At 40.0% G+C, this 14,155-nt stretch carries 12 protein-coding genes; 6 read left to right on the top strand and 6 right to left on the bottom strand.

Going from position 1 to position 14,155, the window contains the following annotated elements:
* Window positions 1-454: 454 nt before the first annotated feature.
* Genes nirK through BFL47_RS13450 form a run of 3 tightly spaced genes read left to right on the top strand, consistent with a single transcriptional unit; the run spans window position 455 to window position 3,278 of the window.
* Window positions 455-1,891 (top strand): copper-containing nitrite reductase, encoded by a 1,437-nt coding sequence (gene nirK, locus BFL47_RS13440; protein ID WP_069660319.1) that lies wholly within the window; start codon window positions 455-457, stop codon window positions 1,889-1,891.
* Entirely contained in the window at window positions 1,888-2,658 is a 771-nt protein-coding gene (locus tag BFL47_RS13445) for a formylglycine-generating enzyme family protein (RefSeq protein ID WP_211480969.1), read from the top strand. The genes nirK and BFL47_RS13445 overlap by 4 nt, the downstream gene beginning before the upstream one ends.
* Window positions 2,659-2,666: 8 nt before the next feature.
* Window positions 2,667-3,278, top strand: a complete 612-nt coding sequence (locus tag BFL47_RS13450; RefSeq protein WP_170827324.1) for an SCO family protein — start codon at window positions 2,667-2,669, stop codon at window positions 3,276-3,278.
* A 177-nt stretch (window positions 3,279-3,455) separates the two neighbouring features.
* Here BFL47_RS13450 and BFL47_RS13455 read toward each other — a convergent pair whose 3' ends face one another.
* Window positions 3,456-5,942 carry a glycoside hydrolase family 9 protein gene (locus BFL47_RS13455; RefSeq protein WP_069660321.1) on the bottom strand — a complete coding sequence of 829 codons (2,487 nt, stop codon included), beginning with the start codon at window positions 5,940-5,942 and terminating at the stop codon, window positions 3,456-3,458.
* A 142-nt stretch (window positions 5,943-6,084) separates the two neighbouring features.
* On the opposite strand from BFL47_RS13455, the gene BFL47_RS13460 reads away from it, so the two are divergent.
* Entirely contained in the window at window positions 6,085-7,686 is a 1,602-nt protein-coding gene (locus tag BFL47_RS13460; RefSeq protein WP_069660322.1) for an AGE family epimerase/isomerase, read from the top strand.
* A gap of 6 nt (window positions 7,687-7,692) precedes the next feature.
* Window positions 7,693-8,688, top strand: coding sequence for a glycosyl hydrolase (locus BFL47_RS13465; RefSeq protein WP_069660323.1), 996 nt, complete (start codon window positions 7,693-7,695; stop codon window positions 8,686-8,688).
* 63 nt (window positions 8,689-8,751) lie between these two features.
* On the opposite strand, the gene BFL47_RS13470 is transcribed toward BFL47_RS13465, so the two are convergent.
* The 3 genes from BFL47_RS13470 to amaB form a co-directional block, all read right to left on the bottom strand.
* Entirely contained in the window at window positions 8,752-9,642 is an 891-nt protein-coding gene (locus BFL47_RS13470; RefSeq protein ID WP_245681376.1) for a dienelactone hydrolase family protein, read from the bottom strand.
* A gap of 159 nt (window positions 9,643-9,801) precedes the next feature.
* On the bottom strand, window positions 9,802-9,981 hold the full coding sequence (locus tag BFL47_RS19625) for a hypothetical protein (RefSeq protein ID WP_139125824.1): 180 nt from the start codon (window positions 9,979-9,981) through the stop codon (window positions 9,802-9,804).
* 49 nt (window positions 9,982-10,030) lie between these two features.
* Window positions 10,031-11,560: an L-piperidine-6-carboxylate dehydrogenase gene (gene amaB, locus BFL47_RS13475; RefSeq protein ID WP_069660325.1), complete on the bottom strand. Its 1,530-nt coding sequence runs from the start codon at window positions 11,558-11,560 to the stop codon at window positions 10,031-10,033.
* 53 nt (window positions 11,561-11,613) lie between these two features.
* Between amaB and BFL47_RS13480 the strand changes: the two genes are divergently transcribed.
* Window positions 11,614-12,090: an Lrp/AsnC family transcriptional regulator gene (locus BFL47_RS13480; RefSeq protein ID WP_069660381.1), complete on the top strand. Its 477-nt coding sequence runs from the start codon at window positions 11,614-11,616 to the stop codon at window positions 12,088-12,090.
* Here the strand turns inward: BFL47_RS13480 and BFL47_RS13485 are convergent.
* On the bottom strand, window positions 12,087-13,286 hold the full coding sequence (locus tag BFL47_RS13485) for a saccharopine dehydrogenase C-terminal domain-containing protein (RefSeq protein WP_069660326.1): 1,200 nt from the start codon (window positions 13,284-13,286) through the stop codon (window positions 12,087-12,089). The two genes, BFL47_RS13480 and BFL47_RS13485, sit on opposite strands and share 4 nt — an antisense overlap.
* A 1-nt stretch (window position 13,287) precedes the next feature.
* Complete coding sequence (locus tag BFL47_RS13490; protein WP_069660327.1) at window positions 13,288-14,115, bottom strand: DUF1338 domain-containing protein; 828 nt, start codon at window positions 14,113-14,115, stop codon at window positions 13,288-13,290.
* Window positions 14,116-14,155: the final 40 nt, after the last annotated feature.

Below are 14,155 nucleotides of genomic sequence, written 5' to 3' on the forward strand. Positions count from 1 at the left end.
GATAAGAATAATTATCATCAATTCCAGCCCCATGTTCAGGGATCAACATTCGTCAAACAGGTTTTAATCTTCTTAAATTTTTAGCTTTTATACGTGTAGTTCCTAAATGTCTTTTGTAATAAGTTAAGTTATTAATATTTATCAATTGCACCATATGCCCCCATTCTCAGGCGATCTCGAGAATCTTCAAGATTCACAAATCGAAATGAAGGCTCATTAATTTATTTATACGGTGATAAAAAGACCCTGAGTATGAGTCTCAATTACGAATTATTCAAAGCTAATGCCAGAAACCTGAAAATGATTCTTATCACCTTTAGATATGATTTGCCTTCTTATTGCGCTGATTGTATTTGTTTAGACTTGTAATAAATCGAAGCATATATACCTAAACAGAAGACATAAACTTCGTCTCTCAAGAATACAAACTATACATTCCAACTAGCTTTCCTTTATGAATCTAAAATCAATACAATTAACTACATTTCTCTCAATAGTATTAATTATTTATAGTAGCTGCGGACCTCCCAGATCTAAAAACACAGAAGACGACTCAGTTGTAGGCCATTACGAAGCTGAGCTTACCGATGCTCCTCATGTACCCGCTTCAGGTAACTATAAGCACCCCGAAAAGGTAATTGTAAAACTTGAGGTTCTGGAAAAAGTTATGCGCTTGGCAGATGGTGTGGAATATAACTTCTGGACGTTTGGAGGGAAAGTTCCAGGCAAGTTTATCCGGGTGCGCGAAGGAGATGAAGTAGAGTTTCACCTAAGTAATCATCCTGACAATAAGCTTCCACACAATATCGATTTACATGCAGTAACCGGCCCCGGAGGCGGTGCCGAATCTTCTATGACCATACCAGGTCATACTTCGCAGTTCACATTTAAGGCATTAAATCCAGGGATTTTTGTATATCACTGTGCAACGGCGCCAGTAGGGATGCATATCGCCAATGGCATGTATGGCCTAATCCTGGTAGAGCCTAAGGAAGGTTTGCCGAAAGTAGATAAGGAATTCTACATCATGCAAAGTGAGTTTTATACGAAAGCCAAGTTCGGTCAGGTTGGCCTGACCTCTTTTGATATGGAAAAAGCATTTGATGAGCGTCCCGATTATGTAGTTTTCAACGGTTCTGTAGGGGCGCAAATGGGGGACAATGCCTTACAGGTAAATGTTGGCGAAACCGTACGGTTATATGTAGGAAATGCCGGCCCGGGACTGGTCTCATCCTTCCATATAATCGGAGAAATATTTGATAAAGTGCGTATTGAGGGAGGAAGCTTAATTAATGAAAACGTAGCGACCACTTTGATACCTGCCGGAGGAGCAACGATAGTTGAATTCAAATGCGAAACGCCGGGTTCACTCACTATAGTAGACCATTCTATTTTTAGGGCCTTTAACAAGGGAGCTCTAGCACAAATAAAAGTTTCAGGTAAGCAAGACCATAATATTTACTCAGGCAAACAAAAGGACGTGGTATACCTGCCTGAAGGTTCGGCAGTACAGTCTATAACAAAAGCTACTAAGGCAGTAGCGGTACCTGAAAAATCCATGCCAGAACGTATGAAAAATGGCGCAATCTTATATGAAACAAATTGTGCAGCTTGCCATCAAAAACAAGGAGAAGGTTTGGCGGGAGCTTTCCCACCTTTGGCTAAATCAGATTATCTCATGGCACGTAAAGATAAAGGCGTGGGAATTCCTTTGCATGGTTTATCCGGTAAGATTAAAGTAAACGGCAAAGAATATGATGGCGTCATGCCTCAGATGCAGTTAACTGATGATGAGGTAGCTAGCATCATAACCTATGTTCGAAACAGTTGGGGCAATAAAGGCAACTTAGTAACGGCTGCTGATGTGCAAAAAAGCAGGATAGGAAAATGATCAAACGGACGCTATTCATTTTCTGTTTAACAACAGCTTCGATATCATTAGTGTATGCTGCCAATCCAGCTGGAATGGTTAAAATCCAGTCTGGTCAGTACACCCCTTTTTTTACGGAAAAGGGCGTTAAAACGGTAAAGGTGAACTCTTTTTACTTGGACATTAATGCAGTGACCAACGCTCAGTACATGGCATTTGTGAAATCTAATCCTCAATGGTCAAAATCAAAAGCCTCTAAACTCTATGTTGATGCCTCTTACCTAAAGCATTGGAAAAGTGATTTTGATATCGGAGCTGATTACAATAAGCTTAAAGATAGTCCGGTTACTAATGTTTCCTGGTTTGCAGCCAATGCTTATAGCAAATGGAAAGGTAAACGTTTGCCAACGGTAAACGAATGGGAGTATGTGGGCAACGCTCCCGCGGTTAACAATAAGCGTCCAATTGAAAAAATTATCCTTCAATGGTATAGTAAACCATCACCAGCCTTTCTGCCACCTGTAGGGTCAACCTTTTATAATACCTACCATGTTTCAGACATGCATGGGCTGATATGGGAATGGTTGTTCGATTTCAACAGCATTATCATGACTGGTGATTCGCGAAGCAATACAGCTGTAAATCGTGAATTATTCTGTGCTTCAGCAGGATTGGGTGCTATTGATAATAAGAATTATGCGGCTTATATGCGCTATGCTTTCAGAGGCAGTTTGAAAGCCAAATATACGGTAAGTAACCTGGGATTTAGATGTGCAATGGATATATAATAAATAGGATGAAAACAAAACGAACTTTTTATTCAGCAAGGATAGCCCTGGTTATTAGTCTCTTTCTTCAGGCTTGTACAGGAAGCGGGAACTCTTCTAAACAAGATAGCCTCAGCTCGCAGAGCGTAGAGGAATACAGCACTGAGTCTATTTACCAGACCAGTGCAAAATGGGATAATCAGGAAGGCGACACCCTGCAATTGAGTCAGCTATCGGGTAAGATTCCTGTGGTATCGATGGTTTTTACCCGCTGCACATTTTCATGTCCTAAAACTGTTGCTGATTTAAAAGCAATTGAAGATAAACTACCACCGGATAAAAAAGACAAAGTTGTGTTTGTCCTGATATCTTTCGATTCAGACAGGGATCATACAAAGGAGTTAAAAGCGTTCTCGAAACAAATGCAGCTAAGCAAAAACTGGATGGTATTACATGGAAATCCGGACGATGTGAGGGAACTTTCCATGTTGTTGGATGTGAAATACAAGAAGCAACCCAATGGCGATTTTACCCATTCGCCGGGAATAACAGTACTTGACACTAAAGGTGTTGTAGCAAGCCAAAGCGAAGGTTTAGGAAAAGATCCAAGTGATATGGTAAAAGTTATTCAATCACTCTAAATTTTATTGAGTTTAGAGGAAAGTAAAGGGTAAAACTTATGTGGAATTTAATAGAAAAGCGAATTGTTGCTACATATCTTCTTCCTACCCCGATTGACCTCAGCATATCTCTCATCGAATAGTCCGTACCTTTAACTTCTTAAAGTATTAATTTCATCAGTGGTCATATGCTATGGATTAGAATTCCTGATTTAAGACCTTATTTGCAGCTAAAACCAGAAATAGATAGTCAGTAGTTCCTCCTCCAAGTACATACTCAGTCTGCTGCCATAAGAATGGCCATTTTAATAATTCGGGAAAGTCTGGCCTGATTAAAGCTGTTCCTGAAATGATTCCGCCTGGGATATAAGAGCGATCGGCGCGATTAAATCCATAAGCAGTAGTGGCAGATTTAGCACCCACTCCAGAGACGAAAGATTCAGTATTAGAACCCGGATGAGTACCCAGAATAAAATTGAGGGAGTGAAGCATATAATCAGCTGGGAAGATTTCCGGAAACCTGGAATGTAAAAAATACTGCTTGTATCCGAAATTTTGTATACCCCAGCCCGCTCCCCAAATACTTGGTTCGTAAGGTACTCCATACGGTGTTTTAGCACCCTGATCTTTTACTTTCTTAAACAATCCCTGAACTGCCGAGCGAATTGATAAACGGTAATTCTCGTCATTAACCAATGTTACAGTGCGCCCAACTAACCAACCAAAATTATCTATGCCTTTAACAATCTCATTGGTATGGGCTATGAGAAAAGCGGAGTATTTAGAATCCCCGGTAGTTATCAATAGTTCAACGGCCAAACCTATTTTAGAATCGGTGTTTCCTTGAGTTTTACTCCAAACTTCTTCGGCAATTTGAAGGCATTCTTTAGATAAAGTATCGTTGTAGCCATTCATAACTCTTGAAGCCGCTGCCAGACCAGTAGCGGCGCGCAAACTTCTGCCAGGGTTATCTTCCGTAAAGATCCACCTATCATCTGCTGAGCCGGAGAGTCCCACGGGATGCATAGCTCCTTGCCCGGCAAGAAAAGGCTGGTTATCTGTGATGTTCGCAGCATCACCTAATAGTGTATACTGACGTAGAGTTGGTTCGATAATACCGCGGTAAAACCTGCCTAGAGTTTTATAGCCTTCATTAACCGAAAGCAAGCCATGTTCTATTTGCTGCAATAAATCAGGTTTTCCATCTGGGCGTTGAATCTCAACGATTGAATTCCTTTGATCGATTGTGGTGTTATCATAGTCAACTTTGAATTCTTCATAAGCCAGGGCAAGCCCATGAATAGTTTCTGCCTGAGACTCCACCCGTATGTCGAAATCGCCGGCATCATGCCATCCACCCTTATTTAAATTGGGAACATGGTCGCCCGGCTGGTATTTAGTGAGTGTGGAGCTCCCAGAAATGTATCCATCGAAATGGTTCGAGTCTAAAGGCGCCATTCGTGCATCATCCAAATGACAGGCTCCATGCCATACCCGATAGCGGTCATTTATACGCATGTGACACATTTGAGCAGGCAGGAAATAGTCGACTGTAGGCTGCCAAACATTGTATTTGAATACGTCTTTACTTATCTGAAATGGTTCAGACGTATATTTACCATACTGCACTATGTACATGCCAGGCTTTTGAACGGAAGAAAATTCAAACTGAAGATAATTATATCTTAAAAATTTGCCCCACTTTTTTCCGCCATTCTTAATGATAGTCTCGTAACCTCCGTTTTCATTTATCCGCAAAAGCGAAATTGGCAACAACTGTGTCTCCTTAGCATCAAGTTCAATTACGGCAACTTTTTGCTGTCGGGGATGATAACCAACCTGCGAAACCTGCACAACCGGTTCAGACTTCCAACCCGTAATAGCATTTGGAGTCACGATCCATTCAATTGCATTTTTAGCGGCGCCTTTTGATACTAGGGAGCGAACTACAAACCAACCGTTTGTATGATTTGCACGGCCATCTAACAACTCCAGGTTATCACCGTGCAAATTTTCGATTAACATTGTTTGGGACGGCAATTCGGGCACAAGCGTCAGCCTTTTACCAACTGCTATAGGCCGCACTTGCATTTCGCCATCTTTATCTTTATAAACCTGGTTCACTGCTTGTTGAGGGAAGATGCCAAACTGTTTATCCATATAATATGATTTGCCGAATAAAGCCCCAGGGTAAAGCTCAATTAAGAAACCTACCTTTCCTATCCATTCGTCAGGCAATGCTTTGTCTAGGTCGACCGTTATTTTAAAGCCCTTACTTGCAGGCTGCACCTTTATATTATATGCGAAGTTAAGGTTAGGATAAATAATCGGGTTAAATCCTTTCCTGTTAATTTCAGGATTAGGGTATTCCATCCGTACACTTACCTCCTGGGTATGCGTATTAACCATTCGTTTGCCAACTTTTGGAATTGGAGCCCATTGCCCTGGTGTAGGTTCCAGACGAATATCGCCGTTAGTTGCAACCCGAATACCGTTTTGAATGATTCCAACACCCCCCTGATGTCCTTCTGGATAAAAATCGTGCGCTAACATCACATTTATTCCTTCATATTCCAGGTACTCCTGTTTGTTTAGCACCATTCCTTTTTGAGGTTGGGACTGTGCGTTAACAGGCGGACTAAAAAAGGCTAAAATAAATAAAGTTGCGAAAAATCGGTCTTGCATAATAAGTTGGTTAGTTAGCTTGCAAATTATAAAAAGGTCTCGTCTCTAAATCGATATTTTTTTATCTAAAAATAAACATTTTTTGTCAGAATGCATTTGACAATAAATACTAATATAAATTTACCATTGTCAGCTTATTCGAATGGCCCATAGAATTACAACGAAGTATTACCTACTCGGCATTTTACTCCTATCCGTAATTTCATTCACGATAGAGAATGAAATTACGGAGCGTTCTGTTATCGCAGCTGATATGGAATTGTCAGCGAGAAAAAATCTGATCGAGGTGTGGTATCCAAAGTCTGTGGACACCGTATATGGAGGGTTTTTGAGCACATTTAACTATAAATTCGAGCCATTAGGGCCTCAGGATAAGATGATTGTTACCCAGTCAAGGCATGTATGGTCAAACTCTAAAGCTGCCATCTTCTTTAAAAATTCCGACTACAAAGAGTACGCAGCTCAGGGAGTTAAATTTCTCAGAGATGTAATGTGGGATAAGACCTACGGTGGCTTTTATACGTTAGTTGACCGGCAAGGCCATGTAAAGAGGTTTGTATCTCCGAAAGATTCTTATGGAAATGCTTTTGCCATTTATGCACTTTCCGCATACTATCAGGCGTCGGGAGATACGAACGCTCTCAATCTGGCAAAAAATACTTTTTTCTGGCTAGAGAAAAACAGTCACGACACTAAGAATAAGGGATACTTTCAGCATTTAAGCAGAGAAGGTTTTCCAATTAAACGGACCACAAACACGCCCAGTACAGCGGAACTAGGATATAAAGATCAAAATTCTTCTATTCATTTATTAGAAGCCTTTACGGAGTTGTACACCGTTTGGCCTAACGCCTTACTACGCGAACGTCTGCTTGAAATGTTTTATCTGGTTCGCGACAAAATTACAACTCCTCAGAGTTACCTTAATTTGTTCTTCCAGACTGATTGGACACCGGTTTCAACGCGAGATTCGTCGTATAAAAGCATCCTAAAACATCGTGGTTTAGATCATGTTTCGTTTGGACATGATATTGAAACAGCATATCTGCTTATTGAAGCTTCACTCATTCTCGGCTTAAAAGATCATTCCGCCACTTTGCAAAAGGGCAAGAGCGTGGTGGATCATGCACTTAATTTCGGATACGACTACAAATTAGGAGGGTTTTACGATGAAGGTTATTATTTCAAAGACAAACCTGGTGTAACTATAATTAAGGACTCAAAAACCTGGTGGGCACAAGCAGAAGGAATGAATACTTTACTGTTGATGTCGGAGCACTTCCCAAAAGATAAACAGGACTACTATGGAAAGTTTAAGCAGATGTGGAGATATATTAATGTTTACTTGATTGACAAGGAACATGGTGATTGGTATATGGGTGGCATTGATAAGGAACCGGAAATGAAACTAGCTTTGAAAGGCCAGATTTGGAAGGGAACTTATCACAATTTTAGAGCTTTGATGAACTGCATTACGCATTTGAAACCTGACCATATTGCACCGCAAGTACCTTCGACGGCAAAAGTTATAACTAGCGTTGACAAAGTGTTTCTAAAATGGGCAAAGTCGACTGACGATCAAAACCTGATCGGTTATAATATATATCTGAACGGTGAACGCATCGGCTTTACGCCTTTAGATTCTTTTCAAATTGAGGGTTATAAAAAAGGCATAGCGTATAGTGTAAAAGCAATCGACTTTCAGGGAAATCAATCTACAACACGAATAGCAACAATAAATTAATTGTTTATGAAACGTATTATCAGCATTGCATTGGCATTCAGCACTTTCTGTGCCTTCGGACAGGATTTATTACCTGTAAATAAAGCTGCTAGTCCCGAAGCAAAGAAATTGCTTGATTATATCTATAGCATCTATGGTAAACACATCCTCTCTGGACAACACAATTATAACGATCAAATGGACCGCTACAATGATAGTGTTGTATCGATTTCGGGGAAAAGTCCTGCTATTTGGAGCACAGACTTCATTTGGAACGGAACAAAAGATCCAGGAGAAAGAATTGTTGCTGAGTCTATCAAAAAACACAAGGAAGGATATTTGATAACATTGATGTGGCATCAAGGGAGACCGATAGACAATCCGCCTTATGGTTGGAAGGAAAGTATTCAGGCTAAGTTAGACGATACGCAATGGAGGGAACTAACCACATCTGGGACTGTACTCCACAAACGATGGTTAGACCAGGTGGATAAAGTAGCAGAACACCTAAAAAAATTGCAGGATGCACATGTACCGATACTATGGCGCCCATACCATGAGATGAATGGTGTTTGGTTTTGGTGGGGAAATAAAAAGGGAAAAGATGGACTGGCAAAGCTATGGCAAATGATGTATGATAGATACACTAATTACCATAAGCTAAACAATTTGATTTGGGTTTGGGGAGCAAATGGACCAAGGGACATTCCAAAGGATGAAGCGTATCCGTACAAAGATTTCTACCCGGGTCATAAATATGTAGATATCCTTGGGACGGATATTTATAATATGGATTATGAACAAAGAGATTACAACGAATTACTAAAACTGGCTGAAGGGCGTCCTATTGCTTTGACAGAAGTTGGGGAGTTACCTAAACCAGAAATACTAGAGGCGCAGCCAAAATGGGTTTGGTTTGTGGTGTGGTCTAACTGGCTGTGGGAACATAATTCAAGGCAGCTGGTTAAAGAAGTTTATGATATGCCGCGAACCCTTACTTTAGATGAGCAAAACGCGTTATAACAGTTAAAGTGGATCTCATCTTTACGCATTAAAAGGAATTTAAGACTTATCGGTGTATGTTTTCTATTTCAAATGTGTATTAAAAAAATCAATAGTGCGTTTCCAGGCAAGCTCTGCTGCTGCCTTATCGTAACGAGGTGTTGTATCGTTATGAAAGCCATGGTTAACATTTTCATAAATAAAAGCTTGATACTTTTTGCCGTTTTTCTTTAAAGCAGCTTCGTAAGGCGGCCAGCCTGCTATAATCCTGGTGTCAAGAGAAGCATAGTGTAACATCAGGGGGGATTTGATTTTGGACACCTCGGAAATATCGGGCTGACTGCCGTAAAAAGGTACAGCTGCAGCCAGTTCAGGTATCCGTACAGCCATCATATTGGCTATTCCGCCACCATAACAAAAACCCACAACACCTACCCTGCCATTACAGTCTTTATGATTTTTCAGGTAATCGTATGCCGCAATAAAATCTTCTTCCATTTCGCCTTTCTCCCTTTTGCTTTGCAAATTACGACCTTCGTCATCATTACCAGGATAACCACCCAGCGGAGTCAATCCATCGGGTGCAAGGGAAATGAATCCCGCCAAGGCAGCTCTTCTAGCCACATCTTCAATATAAGGGTTTAATCCCCGATTTTCATGTACCACTATGATGCCCCCAAGCTTCTTATTGGACTCAATTGGTTTTGATAGTAATCCTTTAATGCTTCCACCACCCTTAGGAGAGAGGTAATTGATGTATTCCGATTTTAAGCGGGGATCATCTGGTTCTATTTGCACATTTCCACTGTAATCAGGCATCAGAAAACTCATTAATGCGGGTACGGTTAATCCGCCAACTGCATAAATAGAAAGATTTTGTACGAATGCACGTCGGCTAAGCTGGTTATGTGCGTATTCATCATATAAGTCAAACACTTCCTGCTTGATGTCTTCTTTGTTAATTTGGCTCATCATTAAAGGCTTTAAACAAATATAAATATTCAAGGCAACAGCTTACTAAACAAATTGTAACAGTCTTTGTAATAAAAAAACAGGCTTATACGAAGAGAGCCTGAAATCATAATCTATGATTCAGGCTCTTTCGTATTTAATATATGAAATTGTTAATTTCTATTAAGCAGGAAGCGGGGATTGAGTTTTCTCAAACAGACCGTCGATGCTGTTATCATCTACATCTTCAGCATATGAACTTGTACCATGTTCGAATGCATCCAATCCACCTTTGCCAACTTCGCCATTTTCTTCAACACGCAGGTTCCATGGGTGAGGTAATTTACGTACCGAATACATCATAACAAAGGCAACAACAAACGTAGCTATAGTTATGGTTGCGCTACCAATATTAAAAATCGAATTTAATTCCTTGTGCCAGAGGAAGTCCGGTTCCATAATTAATCGTATTCGTTTGTCTTCGCATATAGACTTTCCATGAATCTGATCCTGATTCTCTTCCTCCTCCTGAATCTTTTTCTCCTCCGAAAGCCCCTCCTATTTCAGCTCCTGAAGTACCGATATTTACATTAGCAATACCGCAATCAGAGCCGGCATGAGAAAGGAAAAACTCTGTTTCTCTAATATTCAAAGAGATTAATCCTGATGAAAGTCCTTGAGATACCCCATTTTGAATAGCAATAGCCTCGGCAAGGGTATCGTATTGCATGACATAAAGCAAGGGTGCAAATGTTTCTTTTTGTACAATAGCAAAATCCGGCTGTACTTCTATGATGCATGGTTTTACGTAACAGCCGCTTTCATAGCCCACGCCTTCCAATACTCCTCCCTCTACGATAAATTGTGCTCCCTGCACCTTACATTCTTCTAATGCATGTAAATAATTCTGAACGGCAGCCTGATCGATTAATGGACCCATATGCACGCCTTCTAGTAAAGGATCCCCTATCTTAACCTGCTTATAAGCGTTTATTAGTTTAATTTTAAAATCCTCAAAGATCGATGAATGAATAATCAGGCGACGGGTAGTAGTACAACGCTGCCCCGCCGTTCCGATGGCTCCAAAAACTGAAGCATGAAGAGCAATGTTAAGATCAGCATTTTCTGTAATAATAATAGCATTATTACCTCCAAGTTCAAGTAAGGTTTTTCCCAGCCTTTCTCCTACTGCCACTGCTACTTTTCTTCCCATAGCAGTTGATCCGGTGGCCGAAATTAAAGGAATTCGCTTGTCTTTCGCCATGATTTCCCCGATATCATTTGCCCCGCATACCAAAGAACATACCCCTTCTGGTATATTGTTTTCTTTAAGCACATGAGCTGCAATTTTTTGACAGGCTGTAGCTGTCATTAATACTTTATGTGAGGGTTTCCAGACGGCAACATCTCCACAAACCAGTGCAAGCATGGTATTCCATGACCATACGGCTGCCGGGAAATTAAATGCAGTAATCACCCCTACAATTCCAAGTGGATGATACTGCTCGTACATCCGGTGGTCAGGGCGTTCAGAATGCATTGTCAGTCCATAAATTTGTCTGGATAGTCCACTTGCAAAATCGCAGACATCGATTACTTCTTGCACTTCTCCTAAGCCTTCCTGTAAACTTTTACCCATTTCGTATGAAATAAGAGTGCCCAGTTCCTGCTTGTATTTTCGAAAAGCATCAGCCATTTGCCTGATTATATCTCCACGTTTGGGAGCTGGGACTTGACGCCATTCTAAAAAAGCCTTTTCTGCTGTCTTTATAACGCGTTCATAATCGTCCAAACCGGCAACGCGAACTGTACCTATTCTTCTTCCATCGACTGGAGACATTGATTCTATCTCATCAGAGGTCATCATCCAATCATTCCCTGTGGATACTCCCTGGTTTAAATCTTCAAGTCCTAGAACTTTTAAAAAATCTATGTTGCTCATTGGGATTAAATGTATTTTAAAATATTTATAATTACAGCATCAATACTATGTTTATGAGTGATACCCATATTTTGGATGAAATAGATAGGAATATTCTTGAAGAGCTGCAGATGGATGCTGAAAAACCATATGTTCAGATTGCTAAATCTTTAAATATCTCCAATTCCCTGGTACACCAGCGTGTATCCAGGCTTAAACAATTCCAGATCATAGAAACTACCCAGGTTAATCTTAGCGAAAAAGGATTAGGGTATGAAAGCAGTGCTTTTACAGGCATAATATTAAAGGAAGATCCCACGTCTAAAAATATAATTGAGGCACTTAAAAAAATTCCTGAAATTGTAGAATGTTATTATATATCGGGCCAATATACCTTGTTTTTAAAGATTGTAGCCAGGAATAATGAACATCTACGTGAAATTCTTTATGAAAAGATTGATGCTATTCCAGGGATTCTTAGAACGGAAACTACCATAAATTTTGGAACTGTTTTCAAAAGAAACTGCCCTGTACCGGATTTGAAACATTAGACGGCGACTCGTACTACTGCATTACGCGATTCTTTTAATAAATGTACAGCATGATCAGGGAAGTATACAGCCTTTACAAAGGGCCCATTTAAAAACTCTATAGGGTCAATATGGCTCTGTAATATGGTACCCTTATATTTTCCAGATAAGAGCATTCTAGCACATTCTGCCATAGGTGCAGCTGTAGTTGATTGTATAGCCCTAAGAGTTACTTTTCCAACCTTTACGGGGCCGATTTTAAAAGCTTTTTCTAGTGAACGTAAACAAGAACTGTGGTCAAAGCCTTTAACTACACAGTAAATCACTACAATATCCTCTTCGATGGAGGGAATAACGGAAAGCATATGTTTTTCTAAATACTGTATAGGTTCCTCATTTTGAGGCACCTGATCTAAAATACTTTGAATCCACTTAAAATGTCCGGGATACCTTAATGTCTTGTAATCCAGCTTTCTTGTTTTTTTAGAAAACACGTCAGGTAGGTCTGCCGCACCCCCGGATGTGTAATCTTCCTCATAAGAAATGCCATTTATAATCAGACTTCCACGACCCGATAAGGATGGGACTGTTTTCTTTTTAAAGTCATCCACAATCCAAGCGTCCTTAAGGTACTCAGTTGCTACCCCTACAGGACTCCAGGTAAACCCATAAAAATGTGGTGCTTCAGCATGTTCTGTTAGCGCACCCACCTTCATTCCTATATACTCAACCTGTTCGTTTTTATATTTAAAAACGAATTTCTTATAAAGAGAGTGTGCTAAAATATTAACGAAACCAGGAGCAAGACCGCTTTGAAGAATAAAACCAGTTTCTGCATCTTCAGACAATTTCTTGATTTGTTCTGTTTCGTTTACGTATTCAGTCAGGTTTACATAATGCGCGCCATACCTTTTAGCGATAGCGCCCATACGGGGAGCTTCGGTGCCGGGAAGGCAATCAAGAATGATGTCTGCTTGTATAAACTGGTTATTTTCCTGGTCTTCGTACCCCGGCAGAAGCTGAAACGCTGTAGCATAGATGCCTTTCGTGTTGCCTTCATTCATCCAGCTAGCGGCCTCGCCTGCTATTAAAAGATCTCTATCTCCTAAAAACAGGCTAATCTCAAAATCCGCATATTCGGCTAGTAGGAGCCCGACAGCTCTTCCTATCCCTCCTGCTCCAACAATGATGACCTTATTTATTTTATGTTCCGACATACTATTGATTTTTTGATAAAATTTTATCCACTAGTGATACGTTAGTACTCTCGAATATTTTATCAGCAGAAGCCGCAATAAAACCTTGGTATAAGTTTCCATCATCTAAAGGATAGCGGCGTGCAAACTCATAGTAACAGCTTGGAATGTTTTTGATGTCCTGGTTGAAATGAACTGGAACCTGATCTGCAATGGTACTTGATTGTTGTAAAAATTGGTCTGATGTACCCTTGATTTCCCCACCGGCGTCATTGAGTTTGAAGTTTTTACTTTTTAAAAAGTCATTTACTTCTTCCAAACTTCGCAGCGTTTTTAATCCATTTACCAAGACAGTAAAATGATTGGCACAAAAGCCGAATACATACATCCAGGAGGCATATTCCGACTCTTTCCTTAAGATTTCGTAATCATCAAATGATATATCCCATAATCTTCCCTGCAGTAGTAGGTTCTCCTTAGTGGAAGCATCGTTTGGAATTTGATCGATGACACCTGAAACGATATGTTGAAGTTCGTTAGAGCACTGTTCCAGAAGAAGTTCACTGATAAATATTTTCGGAGCATTTTTATCATCCTGATGTTCGTAATGATGAGCAAGTAATTTTTTCTCTTTAAATTTATACTCCCCTTTTTCAACATAGCCAAGCTCAATAAATGGTTTGGCAATTACTTGTATATTAACCCTTGGATCATTGAAGGTTCTTAAGGCAATATGGTCATTTAATACCTGTTCGCCCTTTTCTTCAAATATCTGATGTATGTGCTTTGCAGATGGGGTCATCAGTGTATAGTTATTCCATAATAACTTTAATAGTTCATCTTTTTTCATATGTCATATTTTTTATATAAAGCAGATATTGTAGTTAATA

Source organism: Arcticibacter eurypsychrophilus, from assembly GCF_001730525.1.
GTDB classification, from domain to species: Bacteria; Bacteroidota; Bacteroidia; order Sphingobacteriales; family Sphingobacteriaceae; genus Arcticibacter; species Arcticibacter eurypsychrophilus.

Excerpts from the sequence above, each read along its gene's own strand:
- nirK (WP_069660319.1), top strand. The coding sequence starts at position 455 with ATGAATCTAAAATCAATACAATTAACTACATTTCTCTCAATAGTATTA.
- BFL47_RS13445 (WP_211480969.1), top strand. The coding sequence starts at position 1,888 with ATGATCAAACGGACGCTATTCATTTTCTGTTTAACAACAGCTTCGATA.
- BFL47_RS13450 (WP_170827324.1), top strand. The coding sequence starts at position 2,667 with ATGAAAACAAAACGAACTTTTTATTCAGCAAGGATAGCCCTGGTTATT.
- BFL47_RS13455 (WP_069660321.1), bottom strand. The coding sequence starts at position 5,942 with ATGCAAGACCGATTTTTCGCAACTTTATTTATTTTAGCCTTTTTTAGT.
- BFL47_RS13460 (WP_069660322.1), top strand. The coding sequence starts at position 6,085 with ATGGCCCATAGAATTACAACGAAGTATTACCTACTCGGCATTTTACTC.
- BFL47_RS13465 (WP_069660323.1), top strand. The coding sequence starts at position 7,693 with ATGAAACGTATTATCAGCATTGCATTGGCATTCAGCACTTTCTGTGCC.
- BFL47_RS13470 (WP_245681376.1), bottom strand. The coding sequence starts at position 9,642 with ATGATGAGCCAAATTAACAAAGAAGACATCAAGCAGGAAGTGTTTGAC.
- BFL47_RS19625 (WP_139125824.1), bottom strand. The coding sequence starts at position 9,981 with ATGATGTATTCGGTACGTAAATTACCTCACCCATGGAACCTGCGTGTT.
- amaB (WP_069660325.1), bottom strand. The coding sequence starts at position 11,560 with ATGAGCAACATAGATTTTTTAAAAGTTCTAGGACTTGAAGATTTAAAC.
- BFL47_RS13480 (WP_069660381.1), top strand. The coding sequence starts at position 11,614 with ATGAGTGATACCCATATTTTGGATGAAATAGATAGGAATATTCTTGAA.
- BFL47_RS13485 (WP_069660326.1), bottom strand. The coding sequence starts at position 13,286 with ATGTCGGAACATAAAATAAATAAGGTCATCATTGTTGGAGCAGGAGGG.
- BFL47_RS13490 (WP_069660327.1), bottom strand. The coding sequence starts at position 14,115 with ATGAAAAAAGATGAACTATTAAAGTTATTATGGAATAACTATACACTG.